Source organism: Betaproteobacteria bacterium, from assembly GCA_016713305.1.
In the GTDB taxonomy this organism is placed as follows: Bacteria; Pseudomonadota; Gammaproteobacteria; order Burkholderiales.
This window is the reverse complement of sequence record JADJPK010000031.1, coordinates 429,045-446,967: the sequence shown is the minus strand read 5'-3', so window position 1 is coordinate 446,967 and position 17,923 is coordinate 429,045. Positions and strand designations below refer to the sequence as shown.

The window sequence follows — 17,923 nt, the reverse complement described above, 5'->3', positions numbered from 1 at the left end:
TGGGGTCTGACGACGATCGGATCCCGGTCAGGCCCCGAATGCGTCGCGTACCCATTCGATCCGGCCTGTCCCGTCGACGAGCACCGCGTCGAAGCGGCAGGGGACGTCGTCTCTCCTGCGTGCGAGATAGATCTGTGCGGTGGCCACGATGCGCTGACGTTTCGCGGCCGTGATGCTGTCAGCCGCAGAGCTGTAGTCGCGGCGGGAGCGCTTGCGTACCTCCACGAACACCAGTGCCGGTCCGTGAGAGACGATGAGATCGATCTCGCCGAATCTCGATCGGAAGTTGCGGCTCACGAGGCGGCAACCGTGCGCAACGAGATGGGACAGCGCCAGATCCTCCGCAGCGGCTCCGTCCGGGTTCACTTGTACTCGTGTTCTGCCAGCGGACGTACACCGCTCTGTGTGAACTGCGCGGGCGCGGCCTCCCGCTGGAACTGGCGCGCCGGCCCCGGCATGAGGTACCCGCTCACGCCGTCCAGCATTCCCAGGCTGCTGTAACCGGATTCGAGCATGAGCTGGGACAGCCGCCAGGCATCGATTCCCAGAGCGTAGAAGCGCTCCTGGTCGAAGCTGGTGAACACGCCGGGTGGCTGACGGGGGTAGGTCAACACGGCGGGGTGGTCGGGAGCCACCATCCACGGCATGTCGACGAAGACGATGCCCGACAGGTCGAGCTGGCCCAGCACCGTCCCTTCCGCCGAGTGGATCATGGACGTGGCGTACGCGGGAAGCACCTTGCCGAGATAGGGACGGATCTGCCTCACCTTCGGCCCGTCGAGTGCGAAGAAGATGGCATCGACGTTGTCGGAAGCAATGCTGTCCCGGATCTTTCTGAGCTTTGCCTTGTCTGCCGTGAATGCGTGCTGGTCGATCACCAGCCGGCCGGAGCGCGCGAACTCGTCGGCGAAGGCCTGGCTCACTCGCCTGGACAGGGTGTTGTCGCCGGCAATCACGACGGCTCGCCGCCTGCCATGGGACTGAGCGATACGCGCGACCTGGCGGGCTTCGCCCTCGAGATGGACGCCAAAGGCATAGAGGCCATCCGGAAGCAGGACGTCGGATTCGGGCACCGACAGCGCCAGCGTGGGGACCGACACCGCGTTGCTGGTGGCGAGCGCCTGAACGGCGGTGCGGCGAAGCGGGCCGATCACGAACTGGGCGCCCGCGCGAATGGCGCGATCGTACGTGTCGATCATCGCCTTCATGTCGTCGCCCGTGGCGTAGACGAGGACGGGCAGGCGGTCGGGGCGTTCCCCATCGGCGGCCGCGCCGGCTTCGATACCCCGCTTCACGGCTTCGCCGAATCTGCCGAACACCTTCGATTGCAGCGGCAGCAGCGCGGCGATGTGCGGCTTTTCCTGTGCCTCCTCGCCCTCGGTCTGCGCATGACCCATGACGGAGAGGCCGAGCGCACCGTATAGTACGGCGAAGCCCATCATCAACACGCGCAAGTACACGCGAAGTCCCAGGACGCGAAGCCGTTGCATACGGAACCCTTTCGAGCGGAGGCCGGGTCATTATATGTGGTGGCCACGCCCATCGGTAACCTTCGCGACATCACGCTGCGCGCGCTCGACCTGCTGGCGTCCGTGGATCGGATCGCGGCGGAAGACACCCGGCACACCCGGGTGCTTCTCGAGGCGCACGGGCTTGCCGCCCGCATGACCGCCCTGCATCGTCACAACGAGGCTGCCGCGGCCGATCGAGTCGTGCAGTGGCTGCGCGAAGGTGCCAGCGTTGCGCTCGTCACCGATGCGGGGACGCCCGGTGTGAGCGATCCGGGCACGCGTGTCGTGAGAGCGGCGCGCGAAGCCGGCTTCGCGGTCGTGCCCGTGCCGGGCGCGAGTGCCGTCATCACGGCGCTGTCGGCCTCGGGCATCGAGTCGGACGGTTTCCGCTTCGAAGGATTCCTGCCCGCCAAGGGCGAGGCGCGCCGCGCCCGGATCCGGGATCTCGCCGACTGCACGCAAGCCGTGGTTCTCTACGAGGCACCGCACCGGATCCGCGAGACTCTGCAGGATCTGCAATCGCTGCTCGGACCCGACCGTGGACTGACCGTATGCCGGGAACTCACCAAACGATTCGAGTCCATCGCCGATCTGCGCGCCGGCGGCGCAGTGGAGTGGCTCGATGGCGATCCCAACCGCAGCCGCGGCGAGTTTGTCCTGCTGGTTCATCCCGCGCGTCGCTCCGGAGCGGGGGCGGAGCTTGCCGAAGGGTTGCGCATACTCGGTCCTCTCCTGGAGGAACTGCCCGCGTCGCAGGCCGCGCGACTCGCCGCGAAGATCAGCGGCGCCCGGCGCGGCGATCTCTACGACGCGGCATTGCGCAATGCGGGCAGGACGGGCCCGGCCGGCGGACCGGACGAATGATTCCCTGCGGTTCGAACTGTTAGGCTTGCGGCTTCGCATCGAGTCCCGGAGAAAGGTCTTGGACAGCATCACCCTCACTCGGCCCGACGACTGGCACCTGCATCTGCGCGACGGTGCGGCGCTCGCGGCGGTCCTGCCGCACACGTCCGACCGCTTCGCGCGAGCGATCGTCATGCCCAATCTCAAGCCGCCCGTGACGACGACCGCACTGGCGCGCGAATACCGCGACCGCATCCTGGCCGCGCTGCCGGAAGGCGTGAGTTTCGAACCTCTCATGACGCTCTATCTCACCGATCTCACCGCACCCGACGAACTGCGTCGGGCCAAGGCGAGCGGTTTCGTGCATGCCGTCAAGCTGTATCCGGCCGGGGCGACGACCAATTCGGATTCGGGCGTCACCTCCATCGACAAATGCCGGGCCGCGCTTGAGACGATGCAGGAGCTCGGCCTGCCGCTGCTCGTGCACGGCGAAGTCACCGACCCCGACGTCGACGTCTTCGACCGCGAGCAGGTCTTCATCGACCGGATTCTCGCGCCGCTCGTCCGATCCATGCCGGCTTTGCGGATCGTGCTCGAACACATCACCACGCGGCAGGCCGCGGATTTCGTGCGTGAGGCCGGCCCCAACGTGGCCGCCACCATCACGGCCCACCATCTCCTGCTCAACCGCAACGCGATCTTCCAGGGTGGAGTCCGGCCGCATCACTACTGTCTGCCGGTCCTCAAACGGGAAGAGCACCGACGTGCTCTCGTACAGGCGGCGACCTCGGGAAGCCCCAGGTATTTCCTCGGAACCGACAGCGCGCCCCACGCGCGCCACACCAAGGAGAACGACTGCGGTTGCGCCGGCGTCTATACGGCCCACGCAGGGATCGAACTCTACGCGGAGGCATTCGACGCGGCTGGAGCGCTGGATCGCCTGGAGGGATTCGCGAGCGTGCACGGCCCGGCCTTCTATGGTCTGCCCCGGAACGACGGGACCATCACGCTGCGCCGCCAGGCGTGGGATGTTCCCGTCGAGTTTCCCTATGGCGAGCACCGTCTCGTGGGATTGAGGGCCGGGGGGCGCATCGGGTGGGCGCTGAGCTGAACGGCGTCAGCCTCACACGCTACGCCTGGATTTCCGTCGCGGCGGCAATCGCCACGATCGCACTCAAGACGGGTGCGTGGTGGGCCACCGGGTCGGTAGGTCTGCTGTCGGACGCGATCGAGTCGGTCGTCAATCTGGTCGCCGCTCTGGTGGCGCTGTGGATGCTGTGGCTGGCCGAGCGTCCACCCGACGAGGCGCACGCCCATGGCTACAGCAAGGCCGAGTATTTCTCGAGCGGCCTGGAAGGTGCCATGATCTTTCTCGCCGCCGCCGTGATCATCTGGACGGCAGTGCCGCGGTTGCTGAATCCCCGGCCGCTGGAAGAGATCGGCGTCGGGCTGGCGATCAGCGTCGTGGCGTCCGCGATCAACTTCGGCGTGTCCCGCCTGCTCATGCGTGCCGCAAGACGCTACGAATCCATCACGCTGGAGGCGGATGCGCATCATCTGATGACGGATGTGTGGACCTCGGCGGGCGTCGTCGTGGCCGTCGCGGTCGTGGCATTCACCGGGTGGCAACGCCTGGACCCGCTCGTCGCCATTGCCGTGGGCTGCAACATTCTTTCCACGGGATACATGCTGCTGCGCCGCTCGGCGCTGGGGCTGCTGGACCCCTCGCTCGATCCGGCGAAACTCTCGGCGATTGCAGAGGCTCTTGCACGCTACGAGCGGGATGGCATCGCGTTCCATGCCTTGCGCACACGGCAGGCCGCCGGCCGGTCGTTCATCTCGGTGCACGTGCTGGTGCCGGGCGGCTGGACCGTCCAGGAAGGTCATGACCTGCTGGAGCGCATCGAGGACGACATACGCCGCGCCGTGCCGCGTTCCTCGGTCATCACGCATCTCGAGCCGCTGGAGGACCCTGCGTCCCTGGCGGACGAAGAGCTCGACCGCGGGCTGTAGCGTCCGCGTCCCGGAAAAGGGCGGCCGAGGAGGGCCGCTCGCCGGTTCAGTTGCGCAGGAAATTCCAGCCGATCGCCCGCGAGATCGCGTCGGCCGCCTCCTTCACGCGCACGCCCCAGGAACGGTCGAGCCGATTGGACGGTGCGGACAACGACAATCCCGCAATGAGCCGTCCCTCGTCGTCGCGGATGCCGGCACCCACGCAGGACACGCCCGGCTCGGCTTCCTCGTGATCGAACGCATACCCGGTCTTGCGGGACTTCTCGATCTCCCGGCTCAGGGTCCCCAGATCCCGGATGGTGTTCCGGGTCAGTCCGGGCAACTGCGTCCGCAACGCGTACTGGTGACAGACCTCCGGACCATCCTCGAGCAGGAAGATCTTGCCCACGGCGGTCACGTGCAGTGGTGCCCGGGCTCCGATCAGGTGCGCGACCCGCATGGCCTGCCGGTCCGAAACCAGACGCTCGATGTAGACCATCTCGTCTCCCTGCCGCACCGAGAGGTTGACGGTCTCGTGCAATTCGTCGTGCAACGCCTGCATCACCGGCAACGCCTCGGTGCGCAGATCGATGCGCGACTTCACCAGGTGCCCCAGTTCGAGAAGCCGGATGCCCAGCCGGTACTGCCCGGGCTCGACGCGGTCGATGATCCGGTGGTCGACCATGACGCCGAGAATGCGGTGCGCCGTCGACGTGTGCAGTCCCGTCTCCGCCGCGAGGCGCTTCAGATTCATGGGTTCGTGGCTGGCCGCCAGCGCGTCCACGAGATCCATCATCCGTTCGATGACCTGTATGGAGGCCTTGGCAGGGGGTGGGGGCACGGGGGCTTCACAAAGGAGACAAGGCCCGATTCTATCCGCCGATTCCGCGATGCGGAATCGGCGGCTCGTGGATGTCACCGTGGTATGATCCGCGCGCCTTTTTCGGAAGATCGTCCTCTTGAAAGTCGGACTGTTCGTCACCTGCCTGGTGGATCTCATGCGGCCCCGCATCGGATTCGCCGCCCTGAAGCTGCTCGAAGCCGCCGGTTGTGAAGTCGTCGTCCCTGCGACGCAGACCTGTTGCGGTCAGCCTGCCTTCAATTCGGGCGACCGTGCCACGGCGCGGGAACTCGCCCGCAAGGTCCTGCGCGAGTTCGATGGCTGCGACTACATCGTCGTTCCGTCCGGTTCCTGCGGTGGAATGATCCGCGCGCACTATCCGGAGCTGCTGGCCGATTCGGCAGAGGACGCCCGGCTGCTCACACGCGTGTCGGAGCGCACGCTCGAACTCACGGATTTCCTGGTGAACGTGCTCAAGGTCGAGAGCGTTCCGGGGCGATTCGACGGAACGGTCACGTACCACGACTCATGCTCCGGCCTGCGCGAACTGGGGGTGAAGGTGCAACCGCGGGCCTTGCTTGCCAAGGTTCCCGGACTTTCGCTCAAGGAAATGACGACTCCCGAGTATTGCTGTGGATTCGGCGGCACCTTCGCCGTGAAGTACGGGGAAATCTCCGCTCGGATCGCCGAGCGCAAGTGCGAGGACATCGCCACCACGGGTGCCGATGCGGTCGTGCTGGGCGATCTGGGCTGCATTCTCAACATCGAAGGCCGGCTCAGGCGGCGAGGCGACACGCGCACCCGCGTGCTTCACGTCGCGGAAGTGCTGGCCGGCGTGGACGATTCCTCGTCCTGACGAATCGGCGTTTCGCCGGACCGGACCTCCCATGACATCCTCCCAGTCCACCACGGTGGCAGCCTCGAACGCCGGATCGGCGCCCTCGTCGCCCGCACCGCTCTTCAAGCAGCGCGCGCACGACAGCCTCACCAACGCCAAGATCCAGCGTGCGATGCGCAACTTCAATCTGGCCGGTGCCAGGGCGCGCGCCGTGGGCGAGGTGGAGAACTTCGAGGATCTTCGCACCGCGGCAGCGGCAGTGCGCAACCGCTCGCTCGCCATGCTGGACGTCTGGCTCGAGCGTTTCGAGCGGGAGGCCACCGCGCGCGGCACGCATGTTCACTGGGCCGAGACCCATGAGGACATCAACCGCATCGTCGTGGAGATCGCGAAGCGCAATGCGGTGAAGAAGATCATCAAGTCGAAGTCGATGGTCAGCGAGGAAAGCCATCTCAACGATGCCCTCGAAGCGCAGGGGGTCCAGGTGGTGGAGACGGACCTCGGGGAATACATCATCCAGTTGTCCGGCGAGACGCCGTCGCACATCATCGCTCCGGCCATCCACAAGAACCGGGAAGACATCGCGGACCTGTTCCATCAGCATCACAAGACGCCCCGCAAGACCGACATCTCCGAACTCACCATGGAAGCCCGCAAGTTCCTGCGCGAGCACTTCCTTTCGGCCGACATGGGCATCTCGGGATCGAACTTCCTCATCGCCGAGACCGGTTCCACGTTCATCGTCACGAACGAGGGCAACGGGCGGATGACGACGACGCTGCCGCGCGTCCACGTGGCGATCACGGGCGTGGAGAAGGTGCTGCCGACGCTGGAAGACGCCGCCTGCATCATGCGCGTGCTGGCCCGATCGGCCACCGGACAATCGATCAGCAATTACGTCTCGATCAATACCGGCCCGAAGCGTGCCGGCGATACGGACGGTCCCGAAGAGAATCATGTGATCATCGTCGACGGTGGCCGCACGAGCATGCTGGGGACCGACATGCAGGATGCGCTCCGTTGCATCCGCTGCGGCGCCTGCATGAATCACTGCCCCGTCTATCAGAACATCGGCGGACACGCCTACGGCTGGGTGTACCCGGGCCCGATCGGGTCCGTGCTTACGCCGAACTACATCGGTCTGGAGAAGGCGCTCGACCTGCCCAACGCGGCGACGTTGTGCAACCAGTGCGGCGTGGTCTGTCCCGTACGCATTCCGTTGCCGGAACTCATGCGCAAGCTGCGCGAGAAGCAGTTCGAGCGGGGGTTGCGTCCCTGGCAGGAGCGGCTGGGTCTCAAGCTCTGGTCGTGGGCCGCGCGGCGTCCGGGCATGTACGCCCTGCTCACCAAGTTCGCCGCGCGCATGGGCCGCAACATGGGGGGCGCCGAAAAGGCGATTCACAAGCTGCCCGGGAATGGCTGGACGGAAGGGCGCGACATGCCGGCACCCGAAGGCCGGACGTTCCGCGAACTCTACGCGGCGCGCCGCCGGTAGACCGGAGGAGACCATGGGCGCACGCGAAAACATCCTCAAGCGCATCCGCGAAGCTCGCAAGGCCGCCGGGTCGTCGGCGACGCCGGCCGAACTCCAGGCGGTCGATGCGAGATTCGACGAACATCCGATCAGTGTGCGTCCGTCGCTGTCCTGGGATCCGCTGCAGCGTTTCCGCGAGCAGTGCGTTCGCATGTCGAGCACCGTGGACGACGTGGCATCGGTCGACGAAATACCTGCCGCCGTGGCGCGCTATCTGCAGGAGAAGAACCTGCCTTTCCGGGCCGTTTGCTGGCCGGAATTGGCATCGCTGGACTGGGCGTCCGCGGGCGTCGAGATGCAATCTCGCCCGTCCCGGGGCGATGATGCCGTCGGGGTCACCGGCGCCTACTGCGGCATCGCCGAGACCGGAACGCTCGTGTTCCTGTCCAGCCCCGAGACCCATGCGGCGACGAGCCTCCTGCCGGACACCCACATCGCCGTCATCTCCGCGAGCAGGCTCGTCCCCGCCATGGAGGAAGCCTGGGCGCTCATGCGCACGGAAGGCAGAGAGCCTCCCCGTGCGATCAACCTGGTGTCGGGCCCTTCCCGTACGGCCGACATCGAAGGACAGCTTCAGATCGGCGCCCACGGGCCCTTCCGGGTGCACGTCATCATCGTCGCCGGGTAGTTCCGCCGACCGGCCTCGCGGCGGCGCGGGGCCGCCCTTTTCCGAGCATCCGAAGCGGGCGCTTCCCTGGGGACAACGCTCCCTCGATGCGTGGTACCGGCTTCCGATCGCAATGGCTTGGCGGCCACCGGCAGGAAACGCAGTGGCAGAGCCTGCGACGCTGCCGTTAGAATCGCCGGGGAATTCCCTCCCGCCACTTTCCTGAGCATCGCCCCCATGAAGCCCCGAGTACTCGTCAGCCGCGAAGTCTTCGACGAAACGCTGGAACTGCTGTCCGCGCATTGCGAAGTCGAATCCAACCAGGCGGACGTCCGTTACAGTCCCGACGAACTGGCGGCGCGGCTGGCCGACAAGCAGGGGGCCGTCGTATCGACGTCCGACAGGATCGATGCCGCGTTGCTGGACCGCTGCCCCCAGCTGAAGGTCATCGCCAACATCGGGGTCGGTTACAACAATATCGATGTCGCGGCCTGCACCGCCCGCGGCATCATGGCGACCAACACCCCGGGGGTGCTGACCGAAAGCGTGGCAGACCTTGCCTTCGGGCTGGTGATCGCCGCGTGCCGCCGGCTCACGGAGGCGGAGCACTACCTGCGCGCGGGCCAATGGAAGGCGAACTTCCTCAAGCAGATGCTGGGCGTGGACGTACACGGCGCAACGCTGGGGATCATCGGCATGGGGCGAATCGGTCAGGCGCTCGCCAGGCGCGCGCTGGGTTTCGACATGAAGATCCGCTACCACAATCGCACCCCGCTCGATGCCGCGACGGAAGCGCAGTGCCAGGCCGAGTATCGTACCAAGGACGATCTGCTCCGGGAATGCGACATCGTGGTCCTGCTAATCTCATTGGTGCGCGCGAGATCGAACTGATGAAGCGGACGGCGGTTCTGGTGAACGTCGCGCGCGGTGGCATCGTGGATGACGCAGCCCTCGTGCAGGCTCTGAAGGAGAAGCGCATCTACGCCGCGGCCCTGGACGTCTACGAGAACGAGCCGAACTTCAATCCGGGATACCTGGAACTGAAGAACGTCGTGCTCTCGCCGCACATAGCGTCGGCCTCGGAGCCGACGCGCAAGGCGATGGCCAACACGGCCGCCCGCAATTGCGTCGCGGCGCTCACGAACGGGGAGCCGCCGAACCTGCTCAACCCGGAGTGCAAGCGTCGCTGACATGGTGCCCCTGCATACGCTGGGCCTGGCGGAAGCTGCCCGTGCCATCGGACGGGGGGAGTGCACCTCCGAATCGCTCGCCATCGCTCTGATCGCCCGGACCCGTGCGCTGGAGGACCGCATCCGCGCCTGGGCATGGCTCGACGAAGCCAGCCTGATCGCGGCCTGCCGCGAGTCCGATGCCCGCAGGACAATTCGTCACCGGGACGGCCGAGCAGCGAAGAAAGCGCCCGAGGACGACGGATCTCTCGCCGGAGTGCCGATCGGCATCAAGGATCTGATCGATGTGCGAGGCATGCCCACGGGCATGGGCTCGCCCGTGTACGCCGATCACTGGCCGCGGGAGTCCGCGCCGCTCGTGCATGCGCTGGAGCGCTCCGGTGCGATTCCGATGGGCAAGACGGTCACCACCGAATTCGCCTTCATGGTGCCCTCCAAGACTCGCAACCCGTGGAACCCCGGGCACACGCCCGGAGGTTCGTCCAGCGGATCTGCCGCGGCCGTCGCATGCGGCATGGTTCCGGCCGCACTGGGAACGCAGACCAATGGCTCGGTGATCCGGCCGGCTGCCTTGTGCGGGGTGGTGGGATTCAAACCGGGATTCGGGCAGATCGCCACCGAGGGTGTGCTGCCGTTTTCCGGGACCCTGGATCAGCCGGGCGTATTCGCACGATGTGTCGCCGACGCGGGTCTGGCCGCCTCGTGGCTGACACGGCGAAGCGGCGACATCGGGCATCGCATCCCTCCGCTGCGAGCACTTCCGGCGCTGATTGCCGTGCGCACGCCGGTGTGGGAGAAGGCGCCGAGTGCCCAGCGGGATCGGTTCGCGCAGGACATCGAAGTGCTGAGAAGCGCGGGCGCGAAGGTCGAAGAACGCGAACTGCCCGCGGCGTTCGCCGACGCCTGGCGAGTACACCGGACGATCATGCTGTACGAGGCAGCGCGCGGCGCGGCTCCGATCCGCGCCACGCAACGTGCGCTGTTCAGCGATTTCCTGAATGCCGCCCTGGACGAGGGGGAAAACACGACCGAGACGGCCTACCGGTCTGCCCTCGATGCCCGGCTGAGGTTGATCGGCGATTTCCAGAGCTTCCTCGAGGATCGGCACTCGGCGGTCATCACGCCACCGGCGCCCGGCGAAGCCCCCGAAGGCCTCGGTGCCACGGGCGATCCCGCCTTCTGCTCGTTGTGGACTCTTCTGGGCGTTCCGGCGATCAGCATTCCCACGGGGCTGGGACCCCGGGGCCTGCCCCTCGGGCTGCAGCTCGTCGCCCGGCCCCTGGAATCGAACCACCTGCTTGCGATTGCCGCGTGGTGTGAACAGGAGATGCATTTCGAGACATTGTTGCAGCGAGAGAGCCCGGGCCAAGGCTGACCGCGCGACAGGGGCGCGCGGCCACCCTGTTTCAACCGCCGAGTTCGATTCGAATGCGGGTGGTCTCTTCGCCGCGCCGGATTTCCAGCACGGCGGTTTCTCCTGGCTTGCGGCGGGAGACCGCGTGCACCAGCGCGGAGGCGTCGGGAATCGGAATGCCATCCAGACGGGTCACGATGTCTCCGGCTAGAAGACCCGCCCGATGGGCGGGCCCTTCGGGCACGACGGCCGCGACGACGGCACCGCGCTCGAGTCCCAGGCGAAGTCCCTCGGTCTCGCTCAGATCGCGAGCGCGCACGCCCAACACCGCCTTGCCTTTCGCCGCTGGCGGAGGAGGCGCGGCAGCTTGCGATGCGGTTTCGTTCGTGCCCGCCTGTTCGCGCGAAACGATGCCGGCGCGCATGGCCTCCTCCATCTCGGCAGCATCACGGTCGACGGCAGGTTCTGTCCGCGCAGGGGACACGGGTACGCCGGCCATCACGCTTTCCTCCAGATTCTCCAGCGCAAGCCGCGTCAGCCCGTAGTGTTCCTTGGGTACGGCGGACTCGATCGACAGGATGCCGCCCTGCAGCGGCACGACCGCGATGCGAAAGATGCTTGGCACGCTCCTGGGATTCACGCCCGTTCCGATCACGACAGAGCCGGTCGCTCCGGCAGTCGTCACCACGGAGCGTTCGGTGACCGCGACACGTGTCCATGATCTCGCCGTTTCGTCCAAGAGCTGCGAAAGCACGATGTCGGCAGATGCGTCGTCACGGAAAGTCACGGCGGCACTGCTGGAGCGGGTCCCGATCGTGACGCGCCCGCCGGCTCTGGAGATCACGCTCCAGTTCTTCGGTATGTCGAGGGAGAATCGGCCGGCCGGATCGGCATAGACGGTCTGTGCCGACGCTCCCGACGCAGCCAGGATCAGCACCAGTCCCAGTGCCGCAAGCAGGATCCTGCCCCCGTGAAAGCATCCGGATGAAGCAGGCGAGGGGAACCGATCTCGGTGGAACATGTCTGGGGGAGCGTGGAGTTCGTGTGACCTGCAGAGTGTACGGTGTGACCGGAAGTTCCCGGGACCGGACTGCACACGAATCGGGACCGGAGGATCCCGCCGAGCGGTGCTTGCCGCGAATTCCTTACGCGGGTGGCAGCAGACGGACCACCCCTCTGGTCAGACGGCGGGCGAACGTGGTCTCCGAATCGATTTCTTCGGTGTAGGAAAGGATCTGGAAGCCGCCTGCCCCGTTGCGGTCGGCGATTTCCCTCGCGTGCTGCTGGAAGAGCCACTGGGCCTCGCCGTCGCCGCCGGTGGAGAAGCGCTTCTTCCGCAACCGGATCTCGACGCGTTCCGTGTCCAGGCGCATGGTCTTCACCTCCCAGTTGGGTGCCTTGGGATCCAGGACGTACCAGGCAGCCGCGCCGATGACCAGTCCAGCCACGACGCCGTCGAGAGGGGGCTGGAAGCTGTTGGAGATGGGGATGGGGTTGTCCGGTACCATGCGCAGCGGCAGCGAACAGCCGGTCACCAGGACGGCCGACAGGAGGAGTGCGACGCGTTTCAAGGCGATTCCTCGGAAAGGGGACACAGTGACCGGGTTATCGGCGTGCATGACACGACATTGAGGGATGCCCGTAGCCAACACCTTCGGACGATGACCGATTCCGTCCCCGGACCACGCACTCCCGGATCCATTCCAATGCGAACGCGCCATTCCGATGATCTCCACCCGCTTTCGCCGCATGCGTGCGGCCGGTGCCGCATGACCGGGTCGCTTGCCGACAGGGTACGGGCATGACGTCCGCCGTGGCCCTTCTGCTGATTCCGCTGCTGGTCTTCTCCGGCGCGTTGCTGCCGGTGCTGTTCCGGGCGCGCACCCGTGCGGTCATCGCGGTTTCCGCGGCCGTCGGCCCTGCTGCTGCCACCGCGATCCTGTGTGTCCTGAGCCTCGATGTCACTGCCGGCGCCGTGCCTTCGGTGCATGTGCCGTGGGTGCCGGCACTCGGGCTTCACCTTTCGTTCCGGCTGGATGGCTGGGCGCTCCTGTTCTCGGGGCTGGTCCTGGGCATCGGCCTTCTGGTCATCCTGTACGCGCACTACTACCTCGGGCAGTCGGATCCCGCGGGCCGGTTCTTCGCGACGCTACTGGCGTTCATGGGCGCGATGCTCGGCATCGCACTGTCCGACAATCTCCTGCTGCTGGTGCTCTTCTGGGAACTGACGAGCCTCGCATCGTTCCTGCTGGTCGGCTACTGGAGCGACCGTTCGGATGCCCGCTCCGGCGCAAGAATGGCTCTGACGGTGACGGGCGCAGGCGGCCTGTGTCTGCTCGGCGGCGCCCTGATGCTCTCCGAGATCGCGGGTACGGCCCAGATTTCCTCGATCAACGGCATGGGCGACGCCATCCGCGCCCATCCGCGCTACGGGATCGCGCTTTGCATGATCTTGCTGGGCGCCTTCACGAAGTCCGCGCAGTTTCCGTTTCACTTCTGGCTCCCGAATGCGATGGCGGCGCCCACGCCTGTCTCCGCCTATCTGCACTCGGCCACGATGGTGAAGGCGGGCATCTTCCTGCTCGCGCGCCTGCATCCGGCACTGTCCGGGAGCGACCTCTGGTTCTACGCCGTCGGCGGAACGGGGCTCGCGACGCTCGTGTTCGGAGCCTGGGAGGCGATGTTCCGGCACGATCTCAAGGGGCTGCTCGCCTATTCCACCATCAGCCACCTGGGCCTGATCGTCTTCCTGCTGGGTCTCAACAGCGATCTCGCCACGGTGGCAGCGGTTTTCCATCTGATCAATCACGCGACATTCAAGGCGTCGCTGTTCATGGCGGCCGGGATCATCGATCACGAGGCGGGAACGCGTGACATGCGGCGGCTCGCGGGTCTGTGGCGGCTCATGCCGGTCACCGCTTCGCTCGCAACCGTTGCCGCCGCGGCGATGGCAGGGGTTCCCTTTCTCAATGGCTTCCTCTCCAAGGAGATGCTGTTCGAGGAAACGCTTTCGCTGGCCGGCCGGGCGTCGCTCTCGTTCGTCGTGCCCGCCCTGGCGACGCTCGCTGGCGTCTTCGCCGTGGCCTATTCGACGCGGTTCGTGCACGACGTCTTCTTCAACGGCGAGCCCAGGGACCTGCCACGCGTGCCGCACGAGCCGCCGCGCTGGATGCGCGTTCCCATGGAGTTCCTGGTCGTTGCCTGCGTGCTGGTGGGCGTCATGCCCGGGCTGGTGGTGGACGGACTGCTGCGTCTCGGGGCGCGGCCTGTGGTCGGAAAGCCCTTGCCGCCTTTCGATCTTGCCGTGTGGCATGGCGTCAACGCGCCCTTTCTCATGAGCCTCGTGGCCCTGGCCGGTGGCCTGGCGGTCTACTTCTGGCTCCAGCGCAGGCGCAATCTCCACGCGCATGTCGGGAGTGCGTGGACCGGGCGTGTCGCGTTCGAACGCACCATTGCGTCGCTGGACACGCTCGCCGGGGCGGTCATGCGATTCACGATGGCGCGCACGCTGCCCCAATCCCTCAGAATCCTTTTCGTGTGTGCCATGGCAGCGGTCCTGTGGCCTCTGCTGCCGGTCCTGCCGCATTGGTCCATTGCCAGATACAGCGCCATCGATCCAGTCGCCGTCGCCGGGTGGATTGCCCTGCTCGCCACTGCCGTGTGCGCGAGTGCCTGCTACAGGAGCCGGTTTGCCGCGCTCATGCTGGTGAGCGCAGCGGGAATCATCGTCGCAGCCACCTTCGCCTACCTCTCCGCCCCGGATCTGGCGCTTACCCAGGTGGCGGTCGAGGTGGTGACGGCGCTCGTTCTGCTCGTCGCGCTTCCCTCGCTCGACTCTGCATCCGCCGGCGGACCGCGGTCCAGGCTCGGGTGGGTCGACGTCACACTCGCGGCAGGGGTCGGCGGTACGCTCGCCGTGGCAGCGTGGTGGATGATGACGCGCGGTGGCAGCAGCGTTTCGACCGAGCAGATCGCGCGCAGCGTGCCCGAAGCAGGGGGAGCCAATGTCGTCAACGTGATCTTGGTGGACTTTCGCGGTTTCGACACATTCGGGGAGATCACCGTGCTGGCGATCGCAGCGCTCGGCATCGTGGCCATGCTGGGCCGCACCGAGAGTCCGCCGAATGAAAGGGGTGCGCCGGTTCCGGTCTTCCCCGGTTTGATGGTGCGTGCGCTGGTGCCCCTGGCGTTGCTCGTTTCCTTGCATCTCTTTCTTCGTGGCCACAATCTTCCGGGAGGCGGATTCGTCGCGGGTCTCACGACCGGTACCGCCTTGTTCGCCCTGGGCATCGTGGATCGCGGTCTTGCGCTCGCGCCCTTCAGGGCGGACTTTCCCCGTCTCGTGGCAGCGGGGCTTCTTCTCGCTGCCATCACCGGGCTCGGCGTGCTGGGCATCGGCAGCCCTTTCCTGACTTCGGTTGCCGGCCACTGGACCGTTCCGCTGCTCGGTGAGGTGCATCTGTCCACGGCAATCCTTTTCGATCTGGGCGTGTATCTGCTCGTGGTCGGTGTCGTCATGACGGTCCTCGACGAATTTTCGAGATCGCTCGACGCATCCCCTTCCGTATCACCGGAGCGGTCATGGAACTGCTGATCGCGACCGCCATAGGCGTTCTGGCCGCATGCGGTGTCTACCTCATGCTCAGAGGCGCCGCATTTCCGCTCGTACTCGGACTGGCGCTGCTGTCCTATGCCGTGAATCTCTTCGTTTTCGCGGCCGGGGGCGTGATGTTCGGGAGTCCTCCGATCGTCGGGGCCGGCCCGACCATGACCGACCCGTTGCCGCAGGCTCTCGTCCTCACCGCCATCGTGATCGGATTCGGCATGACCGCATACCTGGCCGTCCTGATGGTCAGGCGAAAGCATGCGGACGAGGACGGATCCGCAGTCCCTCGGGACGGTCCGCAATGAATCACCTGATCGCCGCTCCCTTTCTCTTGCCGGGCCTCACTGCCTGCATCCTGGTGCTGCTTGGAAACAGCCTCCGGTGGCAACGCGTTGTCTCGATCGGTTCCAGCGCCTTGTGCGCGGTGGTGTGCGGCGTGTTACTGGTCCACGCCGAATCGGGTCCGGCTCTCGTGTACGCATTCGGCAATTGGCCCGCACACCTTGGGGTCGTGTTCGTGCTCGATCGGTTGTCGGCGACGATGATCGCGATGTCGGCCATCGTGGCGCTGGCCGCGTTGCTTCACTCGGTTCCCCGCTGGGACGAAGGCGGACGTCACTTTCACGCGATCTTTCATTGTCAGTGCATGGGTCTCAACGGAGCATTCCTCACCGGAGACCTGTTCAACCTCTTCGTGTGCTTCGAGATCATGCTGATCTCCTCGTACGCCCTGCTCGCGCACGGGGGCGGCGTGCCGCGACTCCGGGCGAACGTCTCTTACGTCACCCTGAATCTGACGGGTTCCGCTCTGTTCCTCATCGCGGTGAGTCTGCTTTACCGCGCGGGAGGGACGCTCAACATGGCCGACCTGGGCGTCGCATTCGCCGATCCCGCGTCTGCCGACGTTCCGTGGATCCGTGCCGGAGCGCTGCTCCTGCTGGTCGTGTTCCTGTTGAAGGCCGCCATCGTGCCTTTGCATTCCTGGCTGCCCTCGGTGTACACCGCCGCGGCGGCTCCGGCGGCGGCGCTGTTCGCCGTGCTGACCAAGGTCGGGGCCTATGCGACGCTTCGCGTCGGCACCGTGGTTTTCGGACTGAGCCCGGCAGCGGCGGGGTTGGAAGCGTCGGTGCTGCCGCTCGCACTCGTCACTCTGGTTCTGGCGTCGCTCGGTGCGTTCACGGCGACGACACTGTCACAGCTGGCCGCCTGGCTTGCCGCAGCGTCTTCGGCGTCGGTGCTGATGGGCATCGGTGCCTTCTCCCTTCGCGGCGTGTCGGGAGGCATCCTGTATGCCGTCGCCAGCACCCTGGCGATCGCGGCGCTCTTTCTGCTTTCGGATATCGTGGCGTCCGTCCGCGGCGGTGCCTGGCAGGACAGGCTCTCTCGCGGGCCGCGCGTGTCCGGTTCCGTCGCCGCGTGGTTCTTCATCGTGAGCATTGCAGTCGCCGGCATGCCGCCACTGGCAGTCTTCCTCGCCAAGGCGACGATGTTGTCGGCGTTCGCATCCCCAGCCGAGCATCCTCGCGGTCGCGCTTGCAGCGTCGGCCCTGCAACTGTTCGTCCTCGCGCGGGCAGGGATTCGTCTGTTCTGGTCCACGGAACTCGCTTCCGGGACGCCAGAGCATGTTCCTTCGCAGATGCCATCGGTTCGTCCCCTCGGCCTGCTCATGGCGGCCATTGCCGCTCTCACGATTGCGGCGGGGCACGCCGACCGCTATGTCAGGGAAGCGGTGTCGACGCTGATCCCGCCCTCGCAATATCTCGGTGCGGTGCTCGAAGGGTCCGGCCTGAAGTGGCGCCTGCGTATCGACGTGCGACCGCAAGCCGGTGAGCCGGAGGAGGCACGATGACGAGTTCGCGAGGTTCGATCCGTTGGCGCACGTTCATCGTGTTGTGGATCTTCTGGATGCTGCTGGCACAGGATGCGTCTGCGGGAACCGTTCTGACCGGTGCCCTTTTCTCGGCACTCATCTCGTTGGCCACCGCGCCCCTCGTTCCCAGGTTTCCGCGCATCCGCAGTGCTCGAGCATTGGCCGGGTATGTGTCCGTAGTGATCTGGGACATCGTCGTCGCCAATCTGCGGGTCGCCCGATGGGTCATCGGCTCGCCCTCGGCGTTGCGGCCCGCGATGGTGGAGATTCCCATCGACATCCACGATCCCGCCGTGGTGGCCGTGCTCGCCGCGACGGTCACGCTGACTCCCGGCACCCTCACGGTCGAGGCCGATCCGGCGTCCGGCCGGCTCGTCGTCCATGTTCTCCATGCGGAAGATTCCTCGACAGTCGCCGGAGAAATCAGGGATCGCTACGAAAGGCGTCTCAAGGAGGTGTTTGCATGCTGAACATCGCGATGGCCGTAGCCACGGTCTTTCTGTCCGTGGCGCTCTTCGCCACCGTGTGGCGTCTGGTGCGGGGTCCGGGCGCCTGCGACCGTCTTCTGGCGGTGGACACGCTCTATCTGAACATCGCGGGTCTCGTTCTCGTCCTGGGCGTGAAGACCCGCTCGACGCTCTACTTCGAGGTGGCCCTGCTCATCGTCGTATTGGGCTTCGTCGCTACGGTGGCGGGTGCCCGCCTTCTCGAACGCAGGGCTTCGATCGAGTGAGGG

17 protein-coding genes and 1 pseudogene are annotated in these 17,923 nt (G+C 66.3%); 13 read left to right on the top strand and 5 right to left on the bottom strand.

From position 1 onward, the window contains the following. Positions 1-27 precede the first annotated feature (27 nt). Positions 28-366 (bottom strand): YraN family protein, encoded by a 339-nt coding sequence (locus IPK20_23645; GenBank protein MBK8019373.1) that lies wholly within the window; start codon positions 364-366, stop codon positions 28-30. Then, positions 363-1,490: a penicillin-binding protein activator gene (locus tag IPK20_23640; protein MBK8019372.1), complete on the bottom strand. Its 1,128-nt coding sequence runs from the start codon at positions 1,488-1,490 to the stop codon at positions 363-365. The genes IPK20_23645 and IPK20_23640 overlap by 4 nt, the downstream gene beginning before the upstream one ends. On the opposite strand from IPK20_23640, the gene rsmI reads away from it, so the two are divergent. The 3 genes from rsmI to IPK20_23625 are packed head-to-tail and all read left to right on the top strand — an operon-like array spanning position 1,485 to position 4,367. Further along, positions 1,485-2,375 carry a 16S rRNA (cytidine(1402)-2'-O)-methyltransferase gene (gene rsmI, locus IPK20_23635; GenBank protein MBK8019371.1) on the top strand — a complete coding sequence of 297 codons (891 nt, stop codon included), beginning with the start codon at positions 1,485-1,487 and terminating at the stop codon, positions 2,373-2,375. The two genes, IPK20_23640 and rsmI, sit on opposite strands and share 6 nt — an antisense overlap. After that, the gene (pyrC, locus tag IPK20_23630; protein ID MBK8019370.1) at positions 2,335-3,465 is read left to right on the top strand and encodes a dihydroorotase; all 1,131 of its coding nucleotides are present in this window, start codon (positions 2,335-2,337) and stop codon (positions 3,463-3,465) included. The genes rsmI and pyrC overlap by 41 nt, the downstream gene beginning before the upstream one ends. Continuing rightward, the gene (locus IPK20_23625; GenBank protein ID MBK8019369.1) at positions 3,450-4,367 is read left to right on the top strand and encodes a cation transporter; all 918 of its coding nucleotides are present in this window, start codon (positions 3,450-3,452) and stop codon (positions 4,365-4,367) included. Before pyrC ends, IPK20_23625 begins: the two co-directional genes overlap by 16 nt. 46 nt (positions 4,368-4,413) lie before the next feature. Here IPK20_23625 and IPK20_23620 read toward each other — a convergent pair whose 3' ends face one another. Beyond that, positions 4,414-5,142, bottom strand: coding sequence for an IclR family transcriptional regulator (locus IPK20_23620; GenBank protein ID MBK8019368.1), 729 nt, complete (start codon positions 5,140-5,142; stop codon positions 4,414-4,416). Between the two features lie 163 nt (positions 5,143-5,305). On the opposite strand from IPK20_23620, the gene IPK20_23615 reads away from it, so the two are divergent. From IPK20_23615 to IPK20_23595, 5 genes and pseudogenes are all read left to right on the top strand, one after another. Then, positions 5,306-6,043: a (Fe-S)-binding protein gene (locus tag IPK20_23615; GenBank protein MBK8019367.1), complete on the top strand. Its 738-nt coding sequence runs from the start codon at positions 5,306-5,308 to the stop codon at positions 6,041-6,043. A gap of 31 nt (positions 6,044-6,074) precedes the next feature. Beyond that, complete coding sequence (locus IPK20_23610; protein ID MBK8019366.1) at positions 6,075-7,520, top strand: iron-sulfur cluster-binding protein; 1,446 nt, start codon at positions 6,075-6,077, stop codon at positions 7,518-7,520. 13 nt (positions 7,521-7,533) lie between these two features. Next, positions 7,534-8,187, top strand: coding sequence for a lactate utilization protein C (locus IPK20_23605; protein MBK8019365.1), 654 nt, complete (start codon positions 7,534-7,536; stop codon positions 8,185-8,187). 216 nt (positions 8,188-8,403) lie between these two features. Continuing rightward, positions 8,404-9,356: pseudogene (locus IPK20_23600) on the top strand (D-glycerate dehydrogenase). Between the two features lies 1 nt (position 9,357). Beyond that, positions 9,358-10,731, top strand: a complete 1,374-nt coding sequence (locus tag IPK20_23595) for an amidase (protein MBK8019364.1) — start codon at positions 9,358-9,360, stop codon at positions 10,729-10,731. A 31-nt stretch (positions 10,732-10,762) separates the two neighbouring features. Here the strand turns inward: IPK20_23595 and IPK20_23590 are convergent, their stop codons facing one another. Beyond that, the gene (locus IPK20_23590) at positions 10,763-11,731 is read right to left on the bottom strand and encodes a PDZ domain-containing protein (GenBank protein ID MBK8019363.1); all 969 of its coding nucleotides are present in this window, start codon (positions 11,729-11,731) and stop codon (positions 10,763-10,765) included. Between the two features lie 124 nt (positions 11,732-11,855). After that, on the bottom strand, positions 11,856-12,281 hold the full coding sequence (locus IPK20_23585) for a hypothetical protein (protein MBK8019362.1): 426 nt from the start codon (positions 12,279-12,281) through the stop codon (positions 11,856-11,858). Between the two features lie 242 nt (positions 12,282-12,523). Here IPK20_23585 and IPK20_23580 point away from each other — a divergent pair, with 242 nt between their 5' ends. From IPK20_23580 to IPK20_23560, 5 genes are read left to right on the top strand one after another with little or no spacing between them, the layout of a single operon-like run. Next, positions 12,524-15,304: a monovalent cation/H+ antiporter subunit A gene (locus IPK20_23580; GenBank protein MBK8019361.1), complete on the top strand. Its 2,781-nt coding sequence runs from the start codon at positions 12,524-12,526 to the stop codon at positions 15,302-15,304. Further along, positions 15,292-15,621, top strand: coding sequence for a Na+/H+ antiporter subunit C (locus tag IPK20_23575; protein MBK8019360.1), 330 nt, complete (start codon positions 15,292-15,294; stop codon positions 15,619-15,621). The genes IPK20_23580 and IPK20_23575 overlap by 13 nt, the downstream gene beginning before the upstream one ends. Beyond that, on the top strand, positions 15,618-17,147 hold the full coding sequence (locus IPK20_23570; GenBank protein MBK8019359.1) for a monovalent cation/H+ antiporter subunit D: 1,530 nt from the start codon (positions 15,618-15,620) through the stop codon (positions 17,145-17,147). The genes IPK20_23575 and IPK20_23570 overlap by 4 nt, the downstream gene beginning before the upstream one ends. Positions 17,148-17,162: 15 nt before the next feature. Then, positions 17,163-17,657, top strand: a complete 495-nt coding sequence (locus tag IPK20_23565; GenBank protein ID MBK8019358.1) for a Na+/H+ antiporter subunit E — start codon at positions 17,163-17,165, stop codon at positions 17,655-17,657. After that, complete coding sequence (locus IPK20_23560) at positions 17,651-17,920, top strand: K+/H+ antiporter subunit F (GenBank protein MBK8019357.1); 270 nt, start codon at positions 17,651-17,653, stop codon at positions 17,918-17,920. Before IPK20_23565 ends, IPK20_23560 begins: the two co-directional genes overlap by 7 nt. Positions 17,921-17,923: the final 3 nt, after the last annotated feature.

Bases quoted from the DNA above. Each gene is read 5' to 3' on its own strand.
- IPK20_23640 (MBK8019372.1), bottom strand. From the start codon at position 1,490: ATGCAACGGCTTCGCGTCCTGGGACTTCGCGTGTACTTGCGCGTGTTG.
- pyrC (MBK8019370.1), top strand. From the start codon at position 2,335: ATGCGGGCAGGACGGGCCCGGCCGGCGGACCGGACGAATGATTCCCTG.
- IPK20_23620 (MBK8019368.1), bottom strand. From the start codon at position 5,142: ATGATGGATCTCGTGGACGCGCTGGCGGCCAGCCACGAACCCATGAAT.
- IPK20_23610 (MBK8019366.1), top strand. From the start codon at position 6,075: ATGACATCCTCCCAGTCCACCACGGTGGCAGCCTCGAACGCCGGATCG.
- IPK20_23605 (MBK8019365.1), top strand. From the start codon at position 7,534: ATGGGCGCACGCGAAAACATCCTCAAGCGCATCCGCGAAGCTCGCAAG.
- IPK20_23595 (MBK8019364.1), top strand. From the start codon at position 9,358: ATGGTGCCCCTGCATACGCTGGGCCTGGCGGAAGCTGCCCGTGCCATC.
- IPK20_23590 (MBK8019363.1), bottom strand. From the start codon at position 11,731: ATGTTCCACCGAGATCGGTTCCCCTCGCCTGCTTCATCCGGATGCTTT.
- IPK20_23575 (MBK8019360.1), top strand. From the start codon at position 15,292: ATGGAACTGCTGATCGCGACCGCCATAGGCGTTCTGGCCGCATGCGGT.
- IPK20_23570 (MBK8019359.1), top strand. From the start codon at position 15,618: ATGAATCACCTGATCGCCGCTCCCTTTCTCTTGCCGGGCCTCACTGCC.
- IPK20_23565 (MBK8019358.1), top strand. From the start codon at position 17,163: ATGACGAGTTCGCGAGGTTCGATCCGTTGGCGCACGTTCATCGTGTTG.
- IPK20_23560 (MBK8019357.1), top strand. From the start codon at position 17,651: ATGCTGAACATCGCGATGGCCGTAGCCACGGTCTTTCTGTCCGTGGCG.